This window comes from Larkinella soli, from assembly GCF_003703975.1.
Lineage (GTDB): Bacteria > Bacteroidota > Bacteroidia > Cytophagales > Spirosomataceae > Larkinella > Larkinella soli.
Map to the genome: position 1 here is coordinate 197,709 of NZ_QTJY01000012.1, position 25,757 is coordinate 223,465.

Genomic DNA, 25,757 nt, shown 5'->3' on the forward strand with positions numbered 1-25,757 from the left:
AGTATGATCGACGTTTTATACGTAGAAGATAACGCCGACGATGCGGACATCTTCAGCCGGCTGGTCCGGAAGTTCGATCAGTCCGTGGCCTATACCATCCTGAACAGCGGCTCCGAGGCTCTGGAATACCTGTCCGGACAGGGCCGGTATCAACACCGCACCGAACGGCTGCCCAAACTGCTCCTGCTGGATCTGAACCTGATGGGAATGAGCGGCATCGAGATTCTGGAGTGGGCCCGCTCGAACGACCGGACCCGGTTTCTGCCCATCGTGGCCTTTACCACCTCCGACAATCCCCGGGACGTTGAAAACGCCTATCAGGCCGGAATCAACGCCTACATTGTGAAACCCGGCAGCTACCTGGCCACCGGCACGCTGCTGGAGCGGCTGTTCCGGTTCTGGCTGATGGACAATACCCGAACCGACCTCACATGACGTTACTGGAACAACTGCGGGCCGAAACCCGCCTGCTGCACGAACAGACCGAACAGCTTCTTTACGCCGACGCCCTCCGCTCCGGCACGCTCTCTCCCCGGCAATACGGCCATCTGCTGCGGATGCAGGCGGCTTACCACGACGCCCTCGAAAAGGCCATCGACCGGCATCCCGCCTTTTTTGCGGACTACGAACCGGACCGCCGTCGCAAAACGCCCTGGCTCCGGGCCGACCTGACCTCGGCCGGGCAGACCCTGCCCGCTCTGTCGGAGGGGTTTGCCGACTGGTCGCCTGCCCAGCTGCTGGGGGCGGCTTATGTAGGGGAAGGCTCGATGCTGGGTGGAAAAACCGTCTGGCACTACCTGAACCAGAGTCCGGCGCTCCGGCCCCTGCTGGCGGACGCCCGGTTTTACCGGGGCTACGGACCCGAAACCGGAACGCTCTGGCGGACATTCATCGACTTTCTGAGCCGGCAGGATGCCGCCCCGGCTGAAGTGGTGGAAGGCGCCCGGCAGGCGTTTCGGCTGTTTCAGGAATTGTTCGACCGCACCAGGGCCGACCTCCGGCCGGAACCGGCTTATTCAGCAGACTGATATACCGGCACGAACAGCCGGAAGGTGGTGCCCTCATCCGGGCGGCTGCTGACCTCGATGGCCCCGTCGAGGGTTTCCATTACCCGGTGGCAGATCGCCAGCCCGATACCGGTGCCGTGATGCAGCCGCTGGAAGGGCTGGAAGATGCGGTTCTTGTATTTTTCGTCGAAGCCGATGCCGTTGTCGCTCACCGTGATGAGCCAGTAGGCTTCGTGGCGGGTCAGATCGCCCGGTAATTCCTCCGGGATGGCCGGGCGGGCGTTGATCCGGATCAGCAGCGGACGCTCCGGCTGCCGGAACTTGATGGCGTTGGAGAGCAGATTCTGGATCAGCTGCCGCAACCGGGAGGCCGTTCCCAGCACGGTCGGCAGCGACCCGACTTCCACCCGGGCGCTGCTTTCGCGGATCAGCACCTCCAGGTCGCTGACGACGTCCTCCACGATCTGGTTCAGGGGAATGGGCTTGTCGGCATTGCGCTGCACGCCGACCTGCGAGTAGGTCAGCAGGTCCTTGATGAGCTGCTGCATCCGGCCGGCCGACTTCTGAATCCGGCCCGTCATGTCGCGTTCACCTTCCGAAAGGTTGTCCTGAAACTGACTTTGCAGCACGTCGCCGAACGCCTGAATCTTGCGCAGGGGTTCCTGAAGGTCGTGGCTGGCAACGTAGACGAACGATTGCAGCCGTTCGTTGGTCCGGACGAGGTCGACGTTGGCCAGCTTCAGGGCGTAGTTGCTGGCGGCCAGTTCTTTATTGGAAATCCGGAGTTCTTCGGTCCGCTGCTGCACCAGCTGATCGAGCTGCTCGGACAGCGCCCGGAAATGGGCTCCGCTTTCCTGTACTTTCCGGCGGCTTTCCACCTGCCGCGTCACATCCCCGACCACCACCAGCACACCGGTGATCCGGTCGTCGTCGCGCAGGGGCTGGTACGTCACGTCGACATAGAGGGTTTCCGTCCGGTTGCCGCGCAGGAGTTGAATCGGCACTTCACTGCTGACGTGGGAACTCCCGGTTTCCATGACCTTTTCCAGAAGCTGATCGAAGCCCTGATCGGCCAGTTCGGGCAGGGCGGAGCGGAGTGACTTTCCCACGAGTTGATCCGGTTCCCGGCCCACCAGCCGGCAGTAGAAGGAGTTGACCATCTGAAAGGTAAGCCCTTCCCGACTGAGGATGGCAAACCCCACCGGCGACTGCTCGAAAAAGGCCAGCGCCTGGTTTCGGGTCTCCAGCAGCTTCCGGCGGTTCTGCACGGTCTCGGTCGTTTCCTGACAGGTAAGCAGGACGCCCGCGGGCCGGTCGGCATCGTCGTAGAGGGGGCTGTAGTCGAGTGACCAGTAAGTGTCGATCCACCGGCCGTTGCGGTTCAGCGGAACCCGCATATCCTCCCCGCCGACGGAGTCGCCCTGCATGGCCTTGTCGATCAGCGGTTTAATGACCTCCCAGGCATCGGGCCAGCTCTCCTCAGCTTTTTGCCCGAGGATGCGCGGATGCCGGTCGTCGGTCCCAAGCAGCTTCCGGTAGGCGTCGTTGTAGAGCTGGATCAGATCGTCGCTCCACAGGATGAACATGGGAACCCGGGAGTGGAGAATGAGCCTGACCATGATCTGAAGGCTCCTCGGCCATTGATCCGGCACACCGAGCCGGGTCTTCGACCAGTCGAAGTTTCGGATCAGCTCACCCATTTCGCCCCCGCCTTCCAGAAAAGCCAACTTTGCCACTGCCGTCTCCAAACTCAAGCGCTTTTAACCGAATGCTACGATCAAATATAGACGAAGCCGTCGTCTTCTGCCAGAAAATAGGCAATGAAGTATCCTATGGTCAGTTTTATGGTTACAAAGAAAACCGACTTTGCTCCCTATGGCCAGTGCCACCTTCCGATTCTACGACACCCTGAACGATTTTCTGCCGGTTTCCCGGCGGCAGACGGCTTTTTCCCTGACGTTCATTCACCGGATGTCGATCAAAGATACCATTGAATCCATCGGGGTACCGCACCCGGAAGTCGGTCTGCTGCTGGTCGACGGCGAATCGGTCGATTTTTCGTACCGGGTGGCCGACGGCGACATGATCAGCGTTTACCCGGCTTTCTCCCGGTTCGAGGTCGCGGGCGTCTCGCGGGTGCTGCCCCCGCCCCTGCCGGAGTTCCGGTTTGTTCTCGACACACATCTGGGCCGGCTGGCCGGCTATCTGCGAATGCTGGGCTTCGACACCCTCTACCGCAACGACTACGACGACCCGGAGCTGGCCGAAGTTTCCGCAAGGGAAAACCGCATTCTGCTCACCCGCGACCGGGGTCTGCTGATGCACGGCATTGTTCAGTACGGGTATTACGTGCGGTATACGCAGCCTCAGGCTCAGGTTCGGGAGGTGATCGGGCGGTATGGGCTTGCCGGGCTGGTCCGGCCCTTCACCCGCTGTCTGCACTGCAACGGTTTGCTGATTCCGGTGGCGAAGGAGGTCGTACTGGAGCAGCTGCCGCCCCTGGTCCGGGAAGCACAGGAGACGTTTTTCCGGTGTCCGGACTGCGGTAAAGTCTATTGGCCCGGAACGCATTACGAGCGAATGCGGCAGTTTCTCGATACCGTCCTGCGAAACCCGTAGTTAACCCCGGCAGAAGGGGTATTTTTACGGTTTCGGGCCGATGGTTTTTTGCGGACCTTTACCAAGTAAAGCGAAACCGCTTTCCGACCATGTCCGCATCCCAGCAACACATCCACGCCGGAACGCCCCTCGGCGCCAATCTGGTCGACGGCGGGGTGACCTTCCGTACCTGGGCGCCGAACGCCCGGGAGGTTTACGTGGCCGCCTGCGATCCCGGTACGGCCTTCCCGGTCAACTGGCAGAAGAACCCCGACGACCTGCTCGTCAGGGACCCGAACGGCTACTGGGGCGGCTTTTTCCCGGGCCTGTCCGACGGCGACGAATACCGGTTCTTCGTGGTCGGGCCGACCGGCATCGAAGGCTTCAAGCGCGACCCCTACGCCCGCGAGCTGGTCCTGGACGGCTACCCGGAGTGCAACTGCATCGTCCGCGACCCGGACCGCTACGTCTGGCACGATCAGGGCTACCGTACCCCCGACTTCAGCGACCTGATCGTGTATCAACTGCATTTCGGGGTGTTCTTCGCCGAAGACGGGCAGGGCAACGACATCCGGCGCCACCGCGTCTGCAAGTTTCTGGACGTGGTCAACCGGATCGAGTACCTGGCCGACCTCGGCGTCAACGCCATCATGCCCCTGCCCTTTCAGGAGTACCAGGGGGCCAACAGCCTCGGCTACAACGGTACCGACCTCTTTTCGCCCGAAATGGACTATACCGTCCGGCTGAATGACCTTCCGCCCTACCTCGCGGCCGTCAACCGGCTGCTCCAGGCCAAAGGACACCCGCCCATGACCCTGGAAGAACTGAGCGGACAGATCAGCCAGTTGAAAACGCTCGTCGATCTGTGCCACCTCTACGGCATCGCGGTGATCATGGACGTCGTCTACAACCACGCCGGTGGCGGCTTCGACGCCCAGAGCCTATATTTCTTCGACCAGAAACCGCCTGGCGACAACGCCGACAGCCTCTATTTCCTGCGCGACGGCCACGCGGGCGGACTGGTGTTCGACTTCCGGAAGCCGGAGGTCCGGCAGTTTCTGATCGACAACGGCAAAATGCTGCTTCAGGAATACCACATGGACGGCCTGCGCTACGACCAGGTCACCGTGATCGACGAACACGGCGGCTGGTTTTTCTGCCAGGACCTGACCGACACGCTGCGCTTCGTCAAGCCGGAGGCCGTGCAGATCGCCGAATACTGGGCCGGCGAACGCTGGAAAGGCATCGCCCGCCGGCCCCACGGCATGGGCTTCGACCTGGGCTACAGCGGCACCCTCCGCGACACCCTCCGCCGGGTGATCGGGCAGACCAGCGGGGGCGCCCACGCACCGGTGCAGCTCGAACCGCTGCGCGACGCCCTCCGGATGACCTATGCCGACGGCAGGCGCTGGACGGTGTATCAGTGCATCGAAAACCACGACCTGCTCGACTTCAACCACGGCGACCGCCAGCCCCGCATCCCGGCCCTGGCCGACCCCTCGGACGCCCGCTCCTGGTATGCCCGCAGCCGCGCCCGGGTGGCCGCCGGGCTGCTGATGACCGCCCCCGGGGTGCCGATGCTGTTCATGGGGCAGGAGTTTCTGGAACAGAAATACTGGACCGACTGGCAGGGCCGCCCCGACCTGCTCATCGACTGGGCGGGCCAGCAGGGCCGCGACCGCCACATGGTCGACTACCACCGGTTCATGCGGGACCTGCTCCGGCTCCGGCGCAGGCATCCGGCCCTGCGCAGCAACGGCCTGAACGTATTTCACTGCCACAACGGCAACCGTATTCTGGCCTTTCACCGCTGGGTTCCGGGCACGGGGCGGCATGTGGTGGTGGTTGCCGGCCTGAATGAGAATACGTTCTACGACCACAGCTACCGCATCGGAATGCCCTTCGGCGGGCATTGGCACGAGGTCTTCAACAGCGACGTCTACGACACCTTCTTCAACCCCGTCGTGCAGGGCAATCCCGGCGGTCTGGACGCCGGCGGCCCGGGCTGGGACGGCCTGCCTTTCTCGGCTACGCTCACCCTTCCCGCCAACAGCCTGCTGGTCTTCGCTCAGGACCGGGGCGATTTCTGACAAACGGACGCGGGCCTGTCCACCGGTGGACAGGCCCGCGTCCGTTTGTGGACAGTCCTCTCCTGCCCTATCCCGTTTTTTCGCTCCCAGGCCCCCTTTCGACGTTTGGCACCGGATTTGATTTAAGAAATTGTATCTAATAGAAACCGCTTCTTCGGCTTTGAAAAAGAACGATTCTTCCGTACCCGGCGGCTCCCCGAAACCGACCCGGCCCCCGCGCTGGGCCGACCGCCTGCTGAGGGGATTTGTGGCCCCCCATCTGCTGGAGTATGTGCAGGGCGACCTGCTGGAGGTCTTCCACAAGCGGGTCCGGGCGGTCGGCCCGGCCCGGGCGCGGTTCGAATATGTCTGGGGTGTTCTGCACTGCCTGACGCCTTTCTTCTTCAGACGTTCTCCGGCGGACCGACCACTCCGGCCGGCCTACGGCCTTGATTATCAAAACCCTGCCATGACTGATATGCTACGCAATTATCTCAAAATCGCCGGGCGGAACCTCCTGCGCTACCGGCTGAACAGCACCCTGACCATTAGCGGGCTGGCGCTGGGACTGGCCTGCGCCCTGCTGATGATCCTGCACGTAAAGCACGAACTGAGCTACGACCGGGGCTTTTCCAAAGCCGACCGGATCTACCGGATCACGGCGGAAAACCTCGGCCAGACCACCCGCGCCTGGGCGGCTACCTCCCCGATTCTGGGCGTGGAGATGCAGCGGCAGATTCCGGGCATCGAACGGGTCGCCCGCTTCCACAGGCCTTACCCGGACCGGGTGCTGAGCTACCGACCGACCGGAGGGGCGTCCCGGCAGTTTGAGGAAAAAGGCGGTTTTTTTGCCGATTCGACGGTGGTCGACGTGTTCGATCTGGTCTTCGTCAGGGGCGATCCGCAAACCGCCCTGAGCCGGACCAACGCCATCGTGCTGACGGAGGCCATGGCACGGAAGTACTTCGGCCACGAGGAGCCGCTGGGACGGGTGCTTCAGGACGACCTGGACAAACGCCCTCTGACCGTAACCGGGGTCATTCGGGAATTCCCGGCCCCCGCGCACCTCCGGTTCGACTATCTGATTTCCCTGTCTACCTGGTCTGCCGCTACCGACCGGGAAACGCAGCAGAGCAGGGGCTGGGCGGGATTCTATAACTATATCCTGCTGAATGAACACACGTCGCGGGCGGCCGTCGAGTCCCGGATTCCGGGGTTCATGGTGAAATTTTATGAGGCCAAAGGAGAAACCCGGAAGGAGATTCTGGCCAACCGCCGGCTTCCTCTCCAGCCGATTACGGACATTCACCTGCGGTCGAAGCTGGAAAAGGAAATGGGACCGAACAGTGACATCACCTACGTCTATGTCTTCTCGATTTCCGCCCTGTTCATTCTGCTGATTGCCTCGGTCAATTTCATCAACATGGCCACGGCCCAGGCCTTCACCCGGATGAAGGAGGTGGGCGTCCGGAAAGCCCTCGGCGCCCGCCGGGTGCAGCTCTTCAAACAGTTCCTGGGCGAATCGTTCCTGCTGACGCTCGTCTCGACCCTGCTGGCGCTGGCCCTGTTCCGGATGGCCCTGCCGATGTACAACACCCTGACGGACAAGCAACTCCGGTTCGAGGTGCTGTTCACCCCGACGAACGTGGCGCTGATGGTCCTGCTGACCGCATCGATCAGCCTTGTGGCGGGGTTGTACCCGGCCTGGTTCGTGGCCGGTTTCGATCCGGTTCACTCCCTCAAGGGCCGGAAAAATGCGGCTCCGTCGGTGGCGCTGGTCCGGAAGGGGCTGATCGTGTTTCAGTTTGCCGTATCGGTCTTTATGCTGTTCGGCACCATCGTCGTGTACCGTCAGATGCGGTTTTTTCAATCCAAAGACCTGGGGTTCAACCGAGAGCAGGTCGTTGCCGTCAAACTCTACGGCCCCGATATGCAGAAGAACCTGAACACGCTGGAGCAGGAATTCCGGAAGAACGCGGCCATTGTCGGGGTGGCCCGGACGTCCACCCTGCCCGGCGACCGGTTCGGGACGGACATGCTCACGCTGCCGGGCCGCTCGGAACCCGCAAGCCAGCTTCGGTTCATGTGGACCGACGAACAGGCGCTTCCGCTGCTTCAGGTCGGTCTGAAGGCCGGCCGGTATTTCTTCCCGAAAGCCGAAGGCGCACCGATGTCGGTGATTCTGAACGAAGCCGCCGTGAAAGACCTTCGGCTGACTTCGCCCATCGGTCAGAAAATCCTGACGCAGGGCGTTCAGGGGGAGGTGGTCGGCGTCGTTGAAAACTTTCATTTTGCCTCCCTGCATACGGCCGTGGAACCGCTGGTGATCGTTTACTACCCGAATGCCGCCAATTATTTTCTGCTGCGGATCAAAGGCGATCAGCTGGCCCGGACGCTGGAGTTCGCCCGCTCGGCGCTGGCCCGGGTGGTGCCGGGGAGCGTCTTCAGTCATACCTTTCTGGATGAGAAGCTGGACCGGCTGTACGAGGCCGAACAGCGAACCGGTCAGGTTCTGAACGTGTTTGCGGGATTTGCGGTGCTGATTTCCTGCCTCGGTCTGTTCGGACTGTCGGCCTATACCGCCCAGCTGCGGACAAAGGAGGTCGGCATCCGGAAAACGCTCGGAGCCTCGGTTCCGGGCATCGCCGTCCTGCTTTCGAAAGATTTTCTTCAACTGGTGGTGGTGGCCATTCTGATTGCCTCGCCCCTGGCCTGGTGGGCCATGAGCCGGTGGCTGAACGGTTTCGCCTATCGCATCGACCTGGAATGGTGGATGTTTGTGCTGGCCGGTACCGGGGCCGTCGCCGTCGCCGTGCTGACGGTCAGTTTCCAGAGCATCAGAACCGCCCTGACTAATCCGGTCAAAAGCCTTCGGGCGGAATGATGCCGGAAGCCGGTTGTGCGGTCCGGCTCAAGTCGGATTTCAGCTTCGTCAGTTCGCCGAGCAGGCGGGTCTGGGACACCCGGTGGCCGAGATTCAGGCTTTCGGCGACGCGGGCCACCTCCAGGTTGAGCGTTTCGATTTCGGTGGGCCGACCGTTGCGGATGTCCTGAAGCGTCGAGATCAGCTGTCCGTCCGACGACCGGCTGATCAGCAGCAGGCTCTCCGTCACCTCGTCGGCGTTCAGCGCCACCCCGGCGGCATTGGCGACCTCCACACACTCCCCAATGACCCGACGGGCCAGCGCGAGCACTTCCGGGCTGCGGTGAAAAATACCGTTATCGACCTCCAGCAGCGGGCAGATGGAATTGAAAACGCAGTTGGTGACGGCCTTCTTCCAGGACACGGTCCGGATGTCGGCTTCGGCTCGGAAGGTCAGGTGCGGATTCCGTAGGGTCTCGACTACCCGGTTCAGGGTCGGCTCGTTGCCCCGGACGATGCCGACGGGTGATACGGCGACGGGTTTGAAGCTCAGCCGGGTGTCGGAAACCGTCTGGCTGGTCGTGAACAGCACGCAGCGATACACTTCCGGAAACCCGGCCTCGACGAACGGCTTCTCGACACCCAGCCCGTTCTGCAGCAGCACGACCGGCGACCGTCCGATTTTTCCGCCCAGGCTGCGGGCCAGCCCCTCGTTGCCGTAGGATTTACTGGTCAGCACGACCAGCCCGTCCAGCGCCGGGAAGTGGCTCAGCGTGGCGATGTCGACCTCCGCTTCGAGTTCGGTTCCGTCCGGAAAAGCCACCTGAACGGTCTCGGTGGTGGCAGCCAGGCCGTCGACACTGCCGCGCAGCAGTACTACCTCCCGCCCGGCCCGTTTGAGAAAGACCGCCAGCACCCGGCCGACGGCCCCGGCCCCGATGATAAAAATCCTGTCTTCCATCTTTTCCGTAGTTGCTTCAATCTTCCGGTTTCTTTTCGGCCAGGAGCTGAAGCGCCCGGTCCGTGAAGCTTTTTTTCTTCAGTTCTTCTTCCACCTCGATGATGGCCTGCATGAGGTTGTGGCGGGTGCCGGTCAGGTCGGTCATGGCCGCGGCCATCCCCTGCCAGACCGGCTGCATCCGTTCCACCAGCGCCCGGCCCTTTGCGGTCAGCTGGAGGAGCCGTTTGCGCTCGTCGGTTTTGTCTTTCTTCGAGCGGATCAGCTTCTCCTTCTCCAGCTCCTTCAGCAGGCTGATCGTGGAGGGGTGCGTATACCCGATTTCGGCCGCGATCCCGACCACGCTCAGGACCGGCTTCCGGTGCAGGGCGTAGATGACCGGAAACCATTTCGGCTCGAAGTCGATGCCGTGCGCCCGGTAGATCAGCAGGCCGTCTTTTCGGATCAGCTCGCTCAGGCGCTGGAGCCGGGTCGAGAGGGCCAGAATTCCGGCATCGTCAATCACGCTCATCGGATCGTGGGGCGAGGTTCAGGTGGTAAAAATGCGTATCGACCTGCATTTTAGGAAAATAAGGCGGTAAGGCATCCCTGTCGATCGGAATAAACCCGTTTCGTTCGTAAAACCGGCGGGCCGCCTGGAGCTGCGCCACGGTGCCGAGGTACAGGTCGGTCATGCCGCGGGCAGCCCCGTAGGCGATCAGCGTCTCCAGCAGCCGCCGGGCGAGGCCGGTCGTCCGGCCCCGGTAGTCCCGGGCGACGAACATCTTCCGGATGGCTCCGGCGTGGTGCCCGGTATCGATGAGGGCGATCGTGCCGACCAGTTCGTCTCCGTGAAAAGCGCCCCAGAACCCACCGCCCGGCCGGAGGTAATGCGTCTCGATGTCGAGCAGGTCGGGTTGAGATTCCAGCGTAACCGGCACGTTGAACTCGTTCTGCTGAATGGGCAGTATCAGATCGACAATCTGCCGGCAATGGCTGTTATTCAGCGATTTAATTTCATAAAGGGAATCCATTCCAGCGTCATTTTTACAAAAATAGGTAGAAGGCTACGTATTTATGAACCTTTTATTGAAAAAATAATTCTCATTATTTTTGAACGATCAGTCAAAAACTTCTTTTACCTTTGGCTCATCAATCACCCGAATAATGGCCCGACCCGTTAAATACGACCGTGACATCCTGCTGCAGAAAGCGATGGATATCTTCTGGACGAAGGGCTACGAAGCCGCGTCCGTGCACGATCTGCTCACCGGCCTCGATATTCACCGGGGCACGCTCTACGACTCGTTCGGCGACAAACACTCGCTGTTCATGGAAGTGCTGGAATACTACGAACGGAACGTCGGCTTCCCGCTGCTGCGCATCCTGGAACAACCCGGCCCGAAGAAAGCCGCCATCCGCGACCTGTTCGACCGGCTGGTGACGGTCCTGAGCAGCGAGTCCGGCCGGCGCGGCTGTCTGATGACCAACGCAGCCATCGAACGGGCCCTCTGCGACGATACGGTGGCCGCCAGAACCGAACGGGTCAACGCGGTCTGGATCGGCAGCTTCCGAAAGGCGCTGGAAACCGCACAGTCGGCCGGTGAGATGCCGCCCCGCGACCCGCAGGCGACGGAGGCCCTGGCCCGCTATCTGTATGCAACCGTGCAGGGCCTCCGGGTGTTGGCCCGGACGAGCCGGTCGTCGGCCGAACTGCGGCCGGTCGTCGAAATTGCCCTTACATCACTCGATTAATTTTTTACCCGGTTTTTGACCGATCAGTCAATTTAAAGCCTCGTTTCACCAACTCATCTTTTAACGCATGGAAACTTCACAAATCATCGGAAAACTGAACGGAAAAGTAGCCGTCGTCACGGGAGCCTCGCGCGGCATCGGCCGGGCCATCGCCGAACGTCTGAGCCACGACGGAGCCGCCGTGGTGGTCAATTACTCGCAGAATGCCGACAAAGCCTGGGAGCTGGTGGCCCGGCTGGAAGCCGACGGCGGCCGGGCGCTGGCCGTCAGGGCGGACCTCAGCAAGCTCGCCGACGTCCAGAACCTGTTCGAGCAGGTGGAACAGCATTTCGGGCATCTCGACATCCTGGTGAACAACGCGGGGGTGGCCGGCGGCAGCCCGCTCGACGGTCTGGACGAGAACGATTACGCCCGCATCTTCGACCTGAACGTGCGCGGAGTGGTGTTTGCGACGCAGGAAGCCGTCCGGCGGTTCGGGCCGGACGGCGGCCGGGTCATCAACCTGTCGTCGGTGCTGGGCCGGATGGCTTCGCCTTACAGCTCGCTTTACGCGGCCTCCAAAGCCGCCGTCGACTCGATCACCCGCAGCCTGGCGGCCGAACTGGGGTCCCGTCACATCACGGTCAATGCCATTGCCCCGGGCCTGACGGCCACCGACATGGGCGACAGTTTCCCAACGGAAGTGAAGCAGACCGTCATCCGCAATACTGCCCTCGGACGCCTGGGCGAACCGCAGGACATTGCCGACGTAGTGGCCTTCATCGCCAGCGACGAAGCCCGCTGGATCAACGGCCAGACGATCTACGCCGACGGCGGCCTGCGGTAAACGCTTTGTGAATGCAGCCTGTGAAGAAAAAGGGCCTTCGATGCCGACCGGGCGATAGGGCTCGGTGAGGGGGCTCTTTCGGACGGAAACCTGCCTGCTTTAAACCGGAATGGTGCCGCTTCGAACGAAGCCGGGTTCCGGACCGGGGGCGGGGTGTGCAATTTTGTCGTCAGAACCAACTTCCAACGACTTGCTTATGAACACCTCCCTCCCTTCCCTGGCCGGCATTCAGCCCTTTATGGTCGCCAACGGAATGATTTACTCCGTTGTCCAGCTTCTGATCTTTCTTTTCTGCGCGGTCTTCATCCTGCCCGAACTGGGGCCGCCCGACGCGACGGTAGCGCAGCGCTTCGACGCCTACGCCCGCAACGGCGACCTGCTCCGGCTCGGCAATTACCTGATGATTCTGCCGCCCCTGTTCTTCTATCTCTTTCTGGGCGGAGCCTATTCTTATTTTGACGGCCGGCTCGACTCGGCGAAAAGCCTGCTGTTTACGGCCCTGCTCAGCGGGGCCATTCTGATCATTATCTGGCCGTTCGGCATGGTGATTTCGCTGCTGGGCGTGAACATCGCCGGTCAGGGCGGAGATCATATCACCGGGGCCGCGCTGGATGCCATACCGCCCTACTCGCTGGCCCTCAGCACCATCCCGCGCTCGGTGTTCCTGCTCTGCTTCTCGTTGCTGCTGTCGAACCACAAAGGATTGTCGCGCGCCGGCTTCGTCATTGCGGGGCTGAGCCTGCTGGGGTCGCTGACGCTGGTTCGGGGGTATTTCCTGCCTTTCTCGCTGGGCAGCGCCCTGTGTTTCCACTTCTGGATGTTCTTCTGCAGCCGGACGATGTTTCGGGAAACCAAATCCGCCCGGTAACAAAAATGCCCGCTCCTGGTGAGCGGGCATTTTTGTTTTGAAAGAGCCGGACGCTTACTGTTTGTCCCACCAGACGCGGGTCGTGAACAGGTCCGGTCCCTGCCGGGTGATGGCCTCCTGGATGTTCGGATTGATGCCCGGTTCGCCCTGCGGGTAGCGCAGCCGGCGCGGAATCTGGCCGTTGGTTTCGTTGCCCGGATAGTTGACCGGCGTCAGCTTCGGATAGCCCGTCCGGCGCCAGTTCGACCAGCCTTCGATGTGGTTCAGGGTGGTGCCGGTGATGAGCCACATTTCGGTATGGATGGCGTTCATCTTGTCGTCGAGCGAACCGGCGGCCGGGTACGGGTTGGCCGTGTTGTAGGCTGCGGCTTCGGCATCGGGGATGACTCCGCCGTAGGACGTCAGTTGCTTCACGCCCGCCATCTGCCCGGCGTCGAACTCGGCTTTGGCGTTGCCGGTCGCCCAGCCCCGTTCGATGGCCTCGGCTTTCAGCAGACGGGCCTCGGCGTGGGTCATGATGAAGAACGGGTTTTCCAGCAGGTACATGTTCGGGGCTACGCGCGAGTAGTTGTCGAGGTTGGTTTCGTCGAGCGTCTTCAGCACCGTCGGATCGGTGCCGGGCGGAATGCCGCGCTGTCTGGCCACGGTCCGGTCGCCGTTCTTCAGGGCCGAAACCACCGTCAGGCGCGGGTCCTTGCGGGCTTTCATGGCGTCGATGAACGTCTTGCTCCACTGGATGTTGTTGCCGTTGGCGATGCCGCGGCCCGCGCCGAGGTTCCAGGAGTTGGCGTTGGAGTTGGTGCCGGCGCCCGTGTTCGAGAACTTGATGGCGAAGGTGTCGTCGTTGCTCGCCATGATACCGCCGTCGATGGCTTTTTTGGCCCAGGACTGGGCGGCCGCCGGGTCGACCTTCTGCATCCGCATCGCCAGCCGCAGCATCAGCGAGTTGGCGCCCCGCTTCCACTTTTCCAGATCCCCGGCGTAGAGGAAGTCGGCGGTTTTCGGGATATAGGAACCGGCATTGAAGGCCTTGATCGACTCATCCAGTTCCTTCAGCATATCGGCGTAAATATCCTTCTGGGCGTCGTATTTCGGGGAGAAAATCCCTTCCAGAAAGCCCAGACCGGCCTCCCGGTACGGCACGTCGCCGTACAGATCGGTGAGGATGGCCATCTCGACCACCCGCAGAATCCGGGCCATCGACAGGATGTTCACGTTCTTCGGGTCGGCCTTCGCCAGCGTGATCAGGTTCACCAGATTTTTGACCGAGTTGGGATACGAGTTCACAAAATACGCTTCGCTAAGATCCCCCTGGTAGGTGTAGACCGTGCCCCGGTAAAAACCGACCTCCACCGACGACATCTGCTGGATGACCGTGGAGGCATAGATGAAGTTGGCCCGCCAGGCCTTGTAGCCGGGGTCTCCGGCCGAACCCGGAATGTACAGCGTCGACTGCGACAGCAGATAATCCAGCGGTACGGATGAGGGCGTGTTCGGGTTGACGTTGATCTTCTCGAAATCCTTCGTACAGGCGCCGAGCGTCGCCAGAAGGGTGGTGATTAAAAATATTCTGCGGATCATGTCGGCTTCGGTTTAGAATTTCAGGTTCACGTTCAGACCCATCGAGCGGGTGGGCGGCACCCCGGCCAGTTCCAGCCCCTGCGCATTGGTGTTGTTGTACGTCGATTCGGGGTCGATGTTCGGCGTGTGCTTCATCAGAATGGCCAGGTTCCGGCCGACGAGCGACACCGAAATGCCCTTGAACGGCGTCCGGGCGTAGATTCGTGCCGGGAGCGTGTAGTCGATGATCACCTGCCGCAGCTTGAGGAAATCGGCGCTGTATACGAACGGATCGGCGATGTTGAACAGGCGCTGGTAGTACTGCTGCGCCGGTACCCGGACGGTATTGGGTTCGCCCTTTTCGTTGACGCCCTGCCCGACGATGCCGGTTTCACGGCCTTCGAGGGTGGTGTTGAGCAGCCCCCGGTTGTTGGCGTAGGCGTTCGTGCCGGAATAGATCACCGCCCCGAATTTCCCGTCGATCAGGAAGCTCAGGCCGACGCCCTTGTATCGGAACGAGTTGTTCAGGCCGAGGGTGGTTGGGGCCACACCCGTCCCGAAGTTGACCAGATTGCCCTGCATCGGGTATCCCTGCGAGTCATAGACGACGTTCCCGGCCGCGTCGCGCTTGTAGGTAAAGCCCTTCACCTGGCTGTAGGGCAGCCCGACGTCCTGGTGGATGTAGGCGATCCGGGTCCGGTTTTCGTCGACACGCAGCGTCTTGAGGTCGCCGTACAGGCTCACTACCTCGCTCTTGTTGTACCCCATGTTGAACGAAGCATCCCAGCTGAAATCCCGGGAAGTGGCCACGCGGTAGTTCAGCAGCAGTTCGATCCCGCGGTTGGCGATCTCGCCGACGTTGAAAAGTGCGCTGTTGTATCCGGACGTGTTGGAGATGGTGGCCCCGACGATATCGTTGGTAGTCTTCCGGTTATAGACGGCGAAGTCGATTCCGAGCCTGTTGTTGAACACCCGGGCTTCCAGACCGGCCTCGGAGGTGGTCGAGGTCAGCGGCTGAAGATTCGAGTTCGGGACGCGGTCGCCGTTGATCTGGGCCAAGGGAGCGCCGAGGTGGGCACCGGCCAGACCGTAATACAGCGACAGGTTATAGGGGTCGGTGTCACCTCCGGCCTGCGCCCACGAAGCTCTCAGTTTCAGATAGTTCAGGAAGTTCGGCAGCTTGAAGGCCTCCGACACCACGAAGCTGGCTCCCACCGACGGATACAGGATGCTGTTGTTGGCCGGCGACAGCGTCGAGAACCAGTCGTTGCGCGCGGTGGCCGTCACGAACAGGTAGCTGTTGTAGGAGAACTCGGCCGATCCGAACACGGAGTTGATCCGCTTCTCGATGTAGTTTTCGCTCAGGCTGCGGGCGGCCGGGTCGATGTTCGAGATGTCGTAAAAGAACGGAATGTTGAAGTTGCTGCCGCCGTAGCTGGAGTTCTGGTAGACCTGCTTCATGAGGTTCCCCCCGAGGAGGACATTCACTCCGAAGGCATCGCCGAACTTCCGGTTCAGACCCAGCAGGACCTCCAGGTTGGTTTCGGTGAAATTCCGGTTGTTGACGCTCATTCCGCCCCGAAGCTGGAACGGCGTCCCATACGGCGTGATGGTGAGGCTGCGGTAGTTGAAATTGTCGAAGCCCAGCCGGCCCCGGACATACAGCCAGTCGGTGATGTTGTACCGGGGCTCGATCACCCCGATCACGCGGCCTTTCTTATCCTCCTGTTTCCAGTTGTAGGCGGCCACGTACGGGTTCTGGATGTAGATGTTGTCCGACCAGACCTTCTCCGAACCGTCGGGGTTGAACTGACTTCCCTCCAGGGCGACCACGCCCAGCGAGGTCGGCATGGCGTTGACGGCGTAGGTGGCGCTGCCCGGCGAGTCCGACAGGCGGGGCCGGTTCTTGGTTTTTTCGAGAATGTATTTGACGTTCGTGACGATGGACAGGTTCCGGCCCAGGTTCGCGTTCAGGTTCAGGGCGAAATTGTTCCGGCGCAGGCCGCTGTTCGGGATGATCGACTTGTTGTTGAGGTCGTTCATCGACAGGCGGTAGGTGATGTTTTCCGTGGCTCCGGTCAGGGCGACGGAGTTGGTGAAGGTGCTTCCGGTGCGGTAGAAATTCGTCAGGTTATCCTTCACCGCCGAGTAGGGCCGCAGCTGGCCGTCGAACTGGATCGTCGGCGACCCGTCGAGTCTGGCGCCCCAGCTGTTGGAGGTCATGGCTTCCGTGATGGTGGTCGGCTTGATGCCGTTGCTGCCCATCCCGTATTCGTACTGATAGTCTTTGAAGCGCTTGATGAGCAGATCCTCGGCCACGTAGTTGCTGTTGACCTCTACGCCGATGCCCCGGTTGGCCTTGCCGCCCTTGGTGGTTACCAGAATGGCCCCGTTCGAGGCCCGGGAGCCATAGAGCGCGGCCGCCGTGGCTCCTTTCAGGACGGAGATGGTTTCGATTTCGTCGGGGTTCAGGCTGGAAATACCGTCCCCGCTGTCGCCCCCGCCCCACATCCCGGCCGAGCCGAGGTTGTCGTTGTTGATCGGTGTCCCGTCGACGACGATCAGCGGCTGGTTGTTGCCGGAGATGGAGCCGTTGCCGCGGATGATGATCCGGGCCGAGCCGCCCGGGCCGGTGGCCGTGTTGGCGACGTTCAGACCCGCGACGCGGCCCTGGAGGTTATTGGCCAGGTTGACGGTCCGGGCCTGAACCAGTTCCTCCCCCTTCACTTCGGATACCGAATAGCCGAGCGCCTTCTTCTCCTTCCGGATCCCGAGCGCCGTGACGACCACCTCGTTCAGGGTGGTTTCCTCGGAGGTCAGGGCGACGTCGATGGTCGTGGAGTTGCCGACAACGGCTTCCTTCGCCACGAAACCGATGGAGCTGAATTTCAGCGTGGCGCCCTTCTGCACCTGGATCGTGTACTCCCCCTTATCGTTGGTAAGGGTTCCGCGGGTGGTGCCCTTGATCAGCACGTTGGCGCCGTTGATCGCCGTGCCCTGGCCGTCTTCCGTCACCCGCCCCCGGACTTCGACCGTCTGGGCAAGGCTCAGCGTTGACAGCAGACTGAGGAATATCACCCTCAGAATCAATAAATTTGTTTTCATAAGCGGTTAGAGTTTAGAGTTCCGTTAACGATCCGTTTTCCACTCGCTGAGCCTTACTACTTAAAATCTATATGTCCGATTGGAAGATATAGGTAATCTAAGTAAAAATACAGTCCCTTAGGGCAAAAAATAATTGAATCGGGATGGAATGCCGGACAACCGGGGCGTAGCAGGCCGGCTTTTGTCACTACTCCTGCTCTCTTATCGGTCCCCTGTGGAAATTTGGTTATCTTTGTCTCGTTTGCCTCCCGACAATAGGTACGATTTATCGTAAGATCTCTCCCTTGACCCGGAGCGACCGCTGATCGACACTTCCGGGAGTTGCCTATGAGTTAAAAATCCGATTAACCTGAAGTAACCAACGAGAAATAGTAACCTGATTACCACGTGGAAAGACGTAACGCATTGAAAACGATGGCGATGGCGGCCGCCGGGCTGGTCAGCCTGCCGGCCTGGGCCAACGGCTGGACCCGGGCGACCGTGCAGACCGGAAAGCCGCTGCTGCCGGCCGTCGCGGAGGCCCTGCTGGCCGAAGTCGCGGAAACCATCCTGCCGGCCACCGAAACCCCCGGCGCCAAAGCCCTGGGCGTCCACCAGTTCATCCAGAAAATCGTCACCGACTGCCTGGAACCTTCCGCGCAGCAAACTCTTTCGAAAGGACTGACCGCGGTCGAGAGCCTCGCACAGCAGACCTACGGCAAGGCCTTCGCGGCCGGTGACGCGGGCCAGCGCATGGACGTCCTGAAAACGATGGAACAATCCGCCGACGCCGACCAGAAAGCTTTTTTCGGGATGGTCAAGGGGTTGACCATCCGGGGCTACCTGACCTCCGAATATGTCATGACCAACCTGACGCATTTCGAATTCGCCCCCGGCCGTTATCACGGCTGCGTTCCGGTCAAACAAAAACCCATTTCCGCCAAAGAATAAACCCTGCGCCTGATCCGGCAGACCGGCCGGGAGGGCCTCCATGTAAAGACATGTCGAATCTTGCCATAGATGCAGTAAAAGCCGCGACCTACGACGCCATCGTGATCGGTTCGGGCATTAGTGGCGGCTGGGCCGCCAAGGAATTTACCGGAAAAGGACTCCGGACGCTTGTCCTGGAACGGGGCCGCGACGTCAAACACGTGACGGACTATCCCACCACCATGATGCAGCCCTGGGAGTTCGAGCACCGCAACCAGCTTCCGCGGGCCGTTCGGGAAGCCAACCCCATCATCAGCAAATGCTACGCCTTCTACGAGGGAACCACGCAGTTTTTCGTGAAGGACAACGAACACCCCTACGTGCAGGAGAAGCCCTTCGACTGGATTCGGGGGTATCAGGTCGGCGGTAAGTCGCTGCTGTGGGCCCGGCAGACCCAGCGGTGGTCGGAATTCGACTTCGAAGGCCCCGCCCGCGACGGTTTCGCCGTCGACTGGCCCATCCGATACGCCGATATGGCGCCCTGGTACAGCTATGTGGAGAAGTTTGCCGGTATTTCCGGGAATAAGGACGGGCTGGACACCCTGCCCGACGGTGAGTTTTTGCCCCCGCACGAGTGGAACTGCGTCGAAAGTCACTTCCAGAAGCAGGTGGCGGCCCGCTACAAGGACCGGCACGTGATCATGGGCCGCTGTGCGCACATCACCAAACCGCAGCCGATCCACCTCCAGCAGGGCCGGGCGCAGTGCCAGCACCGGACCATCTGCGAACGCGGCTGCCCCTACGGCGGCTATTTCAGCAGCAACGCGTCCACCCTCCCCTGGGCCGCCCGGACCGGTAAAATGACGCTGCGGCCCAACGCGGTGGTGCATTCGATCATCTACGACGAGAAGAAAGGCAAGGCGACCGGCGTGCGGGTGATCGACGCCGATACGAAACAGATGACGGAATATTACGCCCGGATCATCTTCGTCAACGCGGCCGCGCTCAACACCAACCTGATCCTGCTCAACTCCACCTCGAACCGGTTTCCGAACGGGCTGGGCAACGACAACGGCCTGCTGGGCAAATACGTGGCCTTCCACAACTACCGGGCGGGCATCTCGGCCGAATATGACGGTTTTCTGGAATCCACCACCGACGGACGGCGGCCCAACAGCCCCTACATTCCGCGGTTCCGGAACGTCTACAAGCAGGAAACCGGCTTCCTGCGCGGCTATGCGGCCGGTTTCTCGGCGGGCCGGATGTCCCGGACCAACCAGGAGGGCCTCGGCGCGAGCCTGAAGGAGAATCTGGTCAACCCGACGCTGGGCGGCTGGTACGTCGGTTCACACATGATGGGTGAAACCATCCCGAAAGAGAGCAACTACGTGGCGCTGGATTCCGGCCTGAAAGACCCGTTCGGTATCCCGCAGCTGAAAATTTCCATCGCCTATGACGACAACGACGACCAGATGGTGAAGGATTATCAGGAGCAGATGACGGAGATGTTCACGGCGGCCGGCTTCAAAAACATCCGCGTGCGCGACGACAAACGCAACCCGGGGCTGGACATCCACGAGATGGGCGGTGTCCGGATGGGCAGGGACCCCAAAACCTCCCTGCTCAACAAGTGGAACCAGCTTCATGCCTGCAAAAACGTGTTCGTGACGGACGGCGCCTGCATGACCTCCACCTCGACGCAGAACCCCTCGCTCACCTACATGGCCCTGACCGCCCGCGCGGTGGATTATGCGGTGAAGGAGATGAAGAAGGCGAATTTGTGAAAGAGTAACCACCCCCCAGCCCCCTCCTTAGCAAGGAGGGGGAGAGCGCTGCCCGATTCAAACCCTGCGGAGCCACCCCCTCCTTAGCAAGGAGGGGGTCGGGGGTGGTCGGGCGTCCATCGTTCTTCAGGATGAACGCTTCCCCAAACATCCCCCTGAAGGGGGTTGGGGGTCAAAAGCCGCCCGGACTCCTCAGTGTCCCGTCTCCCCGTGCGGGGTGTGCAGAAACTTCTTGCCGGCGGCTTTGATTTTCAGCAGGGAGCGGATCATGCGGAAGATCAGCATCGGAAAGGTCATGAAATCCCGTACGGAGATTTTCTGCCACAGGTAACCCGGAATGGAGAGCAGCAGGCCGGCCATCAGCAGGGTAAGCATCCCGCCGAAGGTGCCGAGCAGCAGGCCGCTGCCGGAAACCAGCCCCACGAACGTGCCCAGAAACAGGACGGCCAGAAACAGCGTGCGCGGCAGAATCAGGCCCTTGATGAAGGCGTTGGCCGCGTGGATATTCCCTTTCAGCAACTGCTGCACGCCGGTTTTGAAATACAGTTTGACGAAGTGAACCTGGGCCGCGATCCAGCGGGTCCGCTGGCGTTCGAACACCTCCAGGTTCTGGACTTTCTCATCGTAGATATAGGCGTCTTCCAGGTAGGCGATCTTTACGCCCTCGACCAGAATATTCATTTCCAGTTCTTTATCGTAACCGCCCACGGATTTGATCCGGGCCATGTTGCGTTTCATGGTCTGCGGCTCGAAGGCCATGCCCGACCCGATCAGGGAGGCCGACAGCCCAAGCGCCCGCTGGCCTTTCCGGAACAGTTGGTTGTTGACCTCCTCGTTCATGGCGTCGAAGACCGCCACGCTGGTGTTGGTGTTTTTGGCGACGCGGTGGCCCTGTACGGCCCGCCAGCCCGCGTCGAACGCCAGGTTGATCCGCTCCAGAAAATCGGGGGCCATGTGATTGTCGGCGTCCGAGACGAGCACGATGTCGTAGACGTTTTCCGGCAGCAGGTCGAGCGCCTTCGTCAGCGATTTCTGAACGGTCGATTCTTCGAAGCTGACCACAAGCACTTTCACGGGCAAACCCGCCAGCCGCTCCAGCGTCTCGGAACGAAAGGAGTCGGCGATGACGAAAATGTCGTAGGAGTCGAACGGATAGGTCTGCTTCAGGTTGGCTTCCACCGAATCCAGAATGACCTTATCCTCCTTGTAGGCCGGGACCAGCACGGCGATGCGCCGGATGCGACCGGGCTTCCGGGAAAGCGGCTGGTCGTCGCGACCGCCGAGACGGCCCGCGACGGCCGAAATCAGGATGTAGAAAACATTGAATGACAGGAAGCCTCCCATCAGAAGAAAAACCACGTATCCCAATACGTCCATAGCCGGGAAAAGAGTTGGTCTGGTGGGCAACCGGAAGCGGGGCCTTGTCTGATAAATAAAAATCCGGCGTCTGTCCCGCGGATGCGCTTTTCAGCCTGAGTTGCTCCGGTCACCGCTGAAAATTGATTTTTCATGTGTGAGCAAATAGTATACCAGTCTGAAGGAGACGCGCCGGGCGGCAAAATGTTAGTATTCGGTAATTGGAGGCCGGCCGGGTTTGGAGGGTCCGGCAAATGACTGATTAAACGGTCCGCAGCCAGGACGAAGAAGCCAGGCCGGCGCCGGAGGTCCGGCGTAGAAGGGCCTGCACTCTGGCCCGGACCTCCCGGGGGCTGAACGGCTTGGGGATGCAGGCATCGGCCCCGGTTTCGAGGGAATGAATCAGGGCGGAATCGTCCTGAACGCCAGAAATGGCCAGAATTGGCAAATTCGTATGCCGGGGATTGTTTCTTACCCGCCGGATCAGGTCCAGCCCGCCGGCCGGCAGCAGATCCAGATCGGTGATGAGAAAATCGGTCCCAAGGCCCTGATCCAGCCAGATCAACGCTTCCACGGCATCGTGCGTTACCCAGACGTTGTATTCTTCCTGAAACGTCTGTCTCAGGACATGGGCCAGAAACCGGTTCTCCTCGACGATCAGCAGGCTCAACCGCACCCTGCACAGATCTGACGGCATACTATTTTTTAAGATGAAGAAGGTAAAGACAGAGAAAACAGACAATTGTAATCTTTCAGAGGTATTACGCCCGCACTAGTTTTGTGCAGGGGAACCCGGAATCGAAAAAATATTGAGTAAATCTACTTAATAACCGTATAGTTGGCTTTCTGGTCGCCAGGAGGAGAAACCGGCCTCCGATAGGATAAAAACGCTTTTTTATAGCCGTTCCGATCTGACCTTTATGAATACCTGACCAAAGATAGAGGGGATACTCAAGGTAAACAAATAAAATGGTAAAATATTTTTGCGCTAAGTAGTTTCCTTCCCTGAAAAATATAACGCCGGTAATTAAAAATTAGATTTAACCGATACAAACTTTTCGATGAGTCTGTTTTTCCGGGATAAAGGAGACATAAAATAATACAATTTATCAGGCTCTCCGGACCGCTTCCTTCCCCTTCATCCGCCCGGTGGTTCGGGGAAAAATTCCGGCTGATATAAATCAACTCAATATTCTCTTACTTTCTGATACATCTCCTATCAGGTAAAATCCCTAAAAAGCGGCAGAGTATTTGTTACCTATTAATCAGAATTTAATGCGAGATAAACACTTATTAAAAAACCCTCAATATGAGAAAAGTTCTACTGTCCTTACTGTTTATTGTTTCTACCGTAATTTGTTTTGCACAAACTGAAGAACGAATCAAATTTGTAACGATTACGCCCAGCGAAAACACAGGTCAGGACTATTCTCCCTGGTTGTCCGATAATCTGGACAATCTGGTTCAACCTGTCTGGCAAAGTAATATGAAATACATCGACGTGACGCTCCAGCTCGAAAAGCGGGCGCTCGTCAGCCGGCTCGCTTTCTGGGATCGGGAAGGCATCTTTACCGAAAACCCCGTGTCCATTTATGCGCTCAAGGGAACGACGAAGACCTACCTCGGCAAGTTCGAGGGCCTCGATTATATGGCCTGGGTCAACCTTACCCTGACGACCGCCGTAGAAGCCGATGCCATCGTGATTCATAAGTTCGGCAACGACATTCCGCAGAAAATCAATGTATACGGCCAGCCGACCGGGCCGAACCCTAACCTGAGCAACCCGCCGACGACCACCCCTCCCCCGACAACCACGCCCCCGCCCTCCGTGACGATCTCGACCACCAAGATTCCCATCGACGGCAAGCGCTGGTATCAGCTGAATAATGCCACCAACAACCTGGAAGGGCTGTTCGACGGGGTTACGAACGTCCAGGTGCAGACCGGCTGGGGCAAAATCCTGAACAACTACGACGCCTACTACCCGCTGAAGGACGGCGAAAACATGGTGATCGACGGCATTAAATTCTTTGACGCGGAAGGGATTATCAGCGACAACCCGATGACGCTTTCGGTCATTACCCAAAACTGGCAGCGGATTCAGATCGGTGTATTCAAAGGTTTCGAATATTACAGCTGGGTCGGCCCCGATCCGGCCCGGCAGGCCACGGGCGATGCCCGTTTCCGGGTCGACACCCTGGTTCAGAATGCCCGTTACCTGGTGATCAACAGCTACGGCGCCTTCCCGAACGAAATCGAACTTTACGGTACCTATACGCCCCCCACGGGCCAGCCTTCGCCGGTGCCGCAGAAGTCCATCAAAATGAAGGATATGTTCGGCGTAAACGCCTACGAGTGGAACTTCGAGGACGGAAACACGCCCTGGCAGATCAACGAACTCAAAATGAACATTGCCAAGTCCTTCTCCGGCATCCGCCATTACATGGACTGGCAGAAGCTGGAGTCGTCCGAAGGCGTTTACAGCTACAACCCGACCATCAGCGGGGGCTGGAACTACGACCTCATCTACGAACGCTGCAAAGCCGCCGGGATCGAGGTACTGGCCTGTCTGAAAACCCTGCCCGACTGGATGGTGGCCACTTACCCGGCCGGTGAACAGGATCATGAAAACGTGCCCGTCCGTCACGGCAAGAATTTCAGCGATCCGATGTCTTATATCGAGCAGGCTAAAATGGCCTTCCAGTATACCGCCCGTTACGGCAGCAATACCAATGTAAACCCGGCGCTGCTAAGCGTTCATAACACGCCCCGCTGGACCGGCGATACGCCCAATTCCGTCAAGATCGGGCTGAATTTAATCAAGTATATCGAGTGCGAAAACGAACGGGATAAATGGTGGAAAGGCCGCAAAGCGTACCAGACCGCCCGCGAATATGCCGCCAACTTATCGGCTTTTTACGACGGCCATAAGAACACGATGGGTCCGGGCGTCGGCGTCAAAAATGCCGATCCGAACATGAAGGTGGTGATCGGCGGGCTGGCTTCAGCCTCCATCGGCGCCGACTATCTCAAAGGCATGATCGACTGGTGCAAACAATACCGGGGTTACAAGCCGGACGGCACCGTCAACCTGTGCTGGGACGTGATCAATTATCACATGTACTCAGACAACACCTCTTCGGCCCAGAGCGGCACTTCCACCCGCGGAGCGGCCCCGGAAGTGACTCCGGTCTACAAGGTGGCTCAGGACTTCATCAAAACCGCCCATGAGCAGTGCTACGACATGCCGGTCTGGATTACGGAAGCCGGCTACGACATCAACCAGGGCAGCCCGCTGAAGGCCATCCCCATCGGCAGCAAAACCGCCCTCCATACCCAGGGCGACTGGATCATCCGGACGGCTCTGTTCTACGCCCGCCAGGGCATCGAGAAGGTATTCTTCTACCAGATGTACGACGACAACGACGGCCCGGGTATGTTCGGCACCTCCGGTCTGGCCAACGGCAACATGACCCGCCGTCCGGCCGCCGATTACCTCTACCAGGCCGGGAAGCTGCTGGGTGAATACACCTACAGGCAAACCCTGCATCAGGACCCGATCGTCGACCGGTATGAGCGCAACGGCAAATCGGCCTATGCGCTGATGGTTCCCGACGAACAGGGCCGCACGGCCTCCTACACGCTCGATCTGGGCAGCGCCACGCTGGCGAACATCTACCGCCTGAAGGCCGGCAGCGACAGCATGGAGGTGGAAACCGTCAGCACCGTGCAGGGCAAGGTGACGCTGACCGTCACGGAAACGCCGATGTTCGTGACCGCGGCCGACCAGGCGCCCAACGCCCGCGTCAGCGCCACGCAGGCCCCGACGGCCGAAACCGCCCTGTCGCTGCACAGCACCGTCAGCGTCTATCCGAACCCCGCCGTCGAGCAGGTCACCATCCGCCTGGAAAACGACAACCCGGCCAAAGTGGAAGTGAATGTATTCGAAGCCGGTCGCGGCACGCTTCATCAGCAGGTCTCGATGAGCAAGGGCGGGCAGACGTTTTCCGGGAAGGTGGATATTTCCGGCCTGCCGCTGGGGGTTTACATCTTTGAGATCAAACAGGGCAATGACCGGGCGTTCCGGAAGGTGCTGAAAGTAAAATAATCCGGACTTACC

19 protein-coding genes are annotated in these 25,757 nt (G+C 60.2%); 11 read left to right on the forward strand and 8 right to left on the reverse strand.

The genetic code is table 11. The annotated features are described in order from the left end of the window. Window positions 1–3 precede the first annotated feature (3 nt). Window positions 4–435, forward strand: a complete 432-nt coding sequence (locus tag DX909_RS20405; protein ID WP_128547060.1) for a response regulator — start codon at window positions 4–6, stop codon at window positions 433–435. Beyond that, window positions 432–1,028: a biliverdin-producing heme oxygenase gene (locus tag DX909_RS20410; protein ID WP_128547061.1), complete on the forward strand. Its 597-nt coding sequence runs from the start codon at window positions 432–434 to the stop codon at window positions 1,026–1,028. Before DX909_RS20405 ends, DX909_RS20410 begins: the two co-directional genes overlap by 4 nt. On the opposite strand, the gene DX909_RS20415 is transcribed toward DX909_RS20410, so the two are convergent. Further along, entirely contained in the window at window positions 1,013–2,743 is a 1,731-nt protein-coding gene (locus DX909_RS20415) for a PAS domain-containing sensor histidine kinase (protein ID WP_128547062.1), read from the reverse strand. The two genes, DX909_RS20410 and DX909_RS20415, sit on opposite strands and share 16 nt — an antisense overlap. 139 nt (window positions 2,744–2,882) lie before the next feature. On the opposite strand from DX909_RS20415, the gene DX909_RS20420 reads away from it, so the two are divergent. From DX909_RS20420 to DX909_RS20430, 3 genes are all read left to right on the forward strand, one after another. Further along, entirely contained in the window at window positions 2,883–3,626 is a 744-nt protein-coding gene (locus DX909_RS20420; RefSeq protein ID WP_128547063.1) for a Mut7-C RNAse domain-containing protein, read from the forward strand. A gap of 89 nt (window positions 3,627–3,715) precedes the next feature. Further along, window positions 3,716–5,695, forward strand: coding sequence for an alpha amylase C-terminal domain-containing protein (locus DX909_RS20425; RefSeq protein ID WP_128547064.1), 1,980 nt, complete (start codon window positions 3,716–3,718; stop codon window positions 5,693–5,695). A gap of 160 nt (window positions 5,696–5,855) precedes the next feature. Further along, on the forward strand, window positions 5,856–8,558 hold the full coding sequence (locus tag DX909_RS20430; protein ID WP_229311125.1) for an ABC transporter permease: 2,703 nt from the start codon (window positions 5,856–5,858) through the stop codon (window positions 8,556–8,558). Here DX909_RS20430 and DX909_RS20435 read toward each other — a convergent pair. Genes DX909_RS20435 through DX909_RS20445 form a run of 3 tightly spaced genes read right to left on the reverse strand, consistent with a single transcriptional unit; the run spans window position 8,536 to window position 10,508 of the window. Then, window positions 8,536–9,498: a ketopantoate reductase family protein gene (locus tag DX909_RS20435; RefSeq protein WP_128547065.1), complete on the reverse strand. Its 963-nt coding sequence runs from the start codon at window positions 9,496–9,498 to the stop codon at window positions 8,536–8,538. The two genes, DX909_RS20430 and DX909_RS20435, sit on opposite strands and share 23 nt — an antisense overlap. Window positions 9,499–9,514: 16 nt before the next feature. Beyond that, complete coding sequence (locus DX909_RS20440) at window positions 9,515–10,006, reverse strand: MarR family winged helix-turn-helix transcriptional regulator (RefSeq protein ID WP_128547066.1); 492 nt, start codon at window positions 10,004–10,006, stop codon at window positions 9,515–9,517. After that, a complete protein-coding gene (locus DX909_RS20445; RefSeq protein ID WP_128547067.1) occupies window positions 9,993–10,508 on the reverse strand; it encodes a GNAT family N-acetyltransferase in 516 nt (171 codons plus the stop codon). Before DX909_RS20445 ends, DX909_RS20440 begins: the two co-directional genes overlap by 14 nt. 133 nt (window positions 10,509–10,641) lie before the next feature. On the opposite strand from DX909_RS20445, the gene DX909_RS20450 reads away from it, so the two are divergent. The 3 genes from DX909_RS20450 to DX909_RS20460 all read left to right on the forward strand — a co-directional run bounded on the left by DX909_RS20450 (window position 10,642) and on the right by DX909_RS20460 (window position 12,923). Then, window positions 10,642–11,229, forward strand: coding sequence for a TetR/AcrR family transcriptional regulator (locus DX909_RS20450; RefSeq protein ID WP_128547068.1), 588 nt, complete (start codon window positions 10,642–10,644; stop codon window positions 11,227–11,229). Window positions 11,230–11,296: 67 nt separating this feature from the next. Beyond that, the gene (locus tag DX909_RS20455; RefSeq protein WP_206513027.1) at window positions 11,297–12,055 is read left to right on the forward strand and encodes a glucose 1-dehydrogenase; all 759 of its coding nucleotides are present in this window, start codon (window positions 11,297–11,299) and stop codon (window positions 12,053–12,055) included. Window positions 12,056–12,251: 196 nt separating this feature from the next. Then, the gene (locus DX909_RS20460) at window positions 12,252–12,923 is read left to right on the forward strand and encodes a hypothetical protein (RefSeq protein ID WP_128547069.1); all 672 of its coding nucleotides are present in this window, start codon (window positions 12,252–12,254) and stop codon (window positions 12,921–12,923) included. Between the two features lie 54 nt (window positions 12,924–12,977). Here DX909_RS20460 and DX909_RS20465 read toward each other — a convergent pair whose 3' ends face one another. Both DX909_RS20465 and DX909_RS20470 read right to left on the reverse strand, forming a co-directional pair. Next, entirely contained in the window at window positions 12,978–14,504 is a 1,527-nt protein-coding gene (locus DX909_RS20465) for a SusD/RagB family nutrient-binding outer membrane lipoprotein (RefSeq protein ID WP_128547070.1), read from the reverse strand. Window positions 14,505–14,516: 12 nt separating this feature from the next. Next, window positions 14,517–17,588 (reverse strand): SusC/RagA family TonB-linked outer membrane protein, encoded by a 3,072-nt coding sequence (locus DX909_RS20470; RefSeq protein ID WP_128547071.1) that lies wholly within the window; start codon window positions 17,586–17,588, stop codon window positions 14,517–14,519. Between the two features lie 387 nt (window positions 17,589–17,975). Between DX909_RS20470 and DX909_RS20475 the strand changes: the two genes are divergently transcribed. Beyond that, entirely contained in the window at window positions 17,976–18,518 is a 543-nt protein-coding gene (locus DX909_RS20475; protein ID WP_310589868.1) for a gluconate 2-dehydrogenase subunit 3 family protein, read from the forward strand. A 50-nt stretch (window positions 18,519–18,568) separates the two neighbouring features. Further along, entirely contained in the window at window positions 18,569–20,281 is a 1,713-nt protein-coding gene (locus DX909_RS20480) for a GMC oxidoreductase (RefSeq protein WP_128547072.1), read from the forward strand. 192 nt (window positions 20,282–20,473) lie between these two features. Here DX909_RS20480 and DX909_RS20485 read toward each other — a convergent pair whose 3' ends face one another. Beyond that, window positions 20,474–21,658, reverse strand: coding sequence for a glycosyltransferase family 2 protein (locus DX909_RS20485; protein WP_128547073.1), 1,185 nt, complete (start codon window positions 21,656–21,658; stop codon window positions 20,474–20,476). Window positions 21,659–21,899: 241 nt separating this feature from the next. Next, window positions 21,900–22,334: a response regulator transcription factor gene (locus tag DX909_RS20490; protein ID WP_128547074.1), complete on the reverse strand. Its 435-nt coding sequence runs from the start codon at window positions 22,332–22,334 to the stop codon at window positions 21,900–21,902. A 789-nt stretch (window positions 22,335–23,123) separates the two neighbouring features. On the opposite strand from DX909_RS20490, the gene DX909_RS20495 reads away from it, so the two are divergent. Continuing rightward, window positions 23,124–25,745: a T9SS type A sorting domain-containing protein gene (locus tag DX909_RS20495; protein ID WP_229311126.1), complete on the forward strand. Its 2,622-nt coding sequence runs from the start codon at window positions 23,124–23,126 to the stop codon at window positions 25,743–25,745. The last annotated feature ends 12 nt before the right edge of the window (window positions 25,746–25,757 follow it).